The 1,098-nt window shown below is 40.2% G+C and carries 1 protein-coding gene and 1 pseudogene; both read right to left on the reverse strand.

The features are described 5' to 3' along the window. A partial coding sequence (locus H5072_RS20115) for a DMT family transporter (protein ID WP_182694597.1) occupies positions 1 to 820 on the reverse strand: 820 nt, incomplete at its 3' end. 41 nt (positions 821 to 861) lie between these two features. After that, positions 862 to 1,098 (reverse strand): annotated as a pseudogene (locus H5072_RS20120) (DUF2063 domain-containing protein); the annotation flags it as partial.

Consider the following 1,098-nt stretch of genomic DNA (forward strand, 5'->3'; position numbering starts at 1 on the left):
ACGAGCTTGCTACTATAAACTCAATTGTTACCTGCTCTGATAAAAACATAACACCAGCAATGGCAGCAAGTACCGGCACACAAAGTTGCACAACCGCAGCTTGGGTACTTTTAAGTAGTGGCATTGCTACATACCAAACACTATAACCAACTCCAGACGCTATTGCCCCCGAGGCACACGCAAGTAACACCCCTTCAATACTCATATTTTTTAAATAACTCATACCTACAAGTAATAAAACCGGGATAGCAACTAAGCTTCTTATAAAGTTAAACCCAGTAGTACGCAGTGGCGATACGCACATTTTACCGCGAATACTGTAAATACCCCATGCCACACCACTGAGTGCCATAAGTGATGCACCTAATAATGAAGGCACCGCTGCAGATGGCAGCATTAAATATACAAAACCAGATAACGCCACTATAAATGCACACCACTGAAGTACGCTTAATTGCTCTTTTTGATAAATACCCCAGCCAATCATAGTAAGTTGCACAGCAGAAAATAAAATTAGTGCACCGGTACCGGTATCTAGCTCTACGTAGGCAATCGAAAAACAAAGCGCGTAAACAAGCAGGCTAATACTGCTTCGCCAGCTTCCTCTGTCACTTAAAATAGCGGGATTGAATATGCCTTTACGTTTTAAATTATGGGTATAAATAGCCATTATAATGCCCAAACATGCAGCCCCGCTAAGTAAGCGAATAACAGTAAAGTTCCAAGCATCTATATAACCTTCTGCTAAGGCCATTCTGCAAAAAAGAGAATTTGCGGCAAACGCAATTAAAGCAATTAATGTGTATATGGTGGCTTTCAAAAAAATTCCTTCGCAACGAAAAATAACTATATTGTTTTAACTCACTCGCTAATTAACCAACCACGTTCAAGCCATTGATTAATTTTAGTAATTAAAAACCCAGCGATTTTCTCGCCTAGGAGTTCATTTAAACAGGATTGACATAACTGTGCAAAGGGTGTGTTTTGTTTTAATAAACTCAGTAAGCGGTATTCTTGTGCATCAACGCTTAAATATTGTGTACGCCTTTGAGCATCACGTGCTACAACCCAAAAGCGAGGTTCTGAGACTCTTGGCTC

Origin of the sequence: Pseudoalteromonas sp. SR45-5, from assembly GCF_014163565.1 — a bacterium.
GTDB lineage: Bacteria > Pseudomonadota > Gammaproteobacteria > Enterobacterales > Alteromonadaceae > Pseudoalteromonas > Pseudoalteromonas distincta.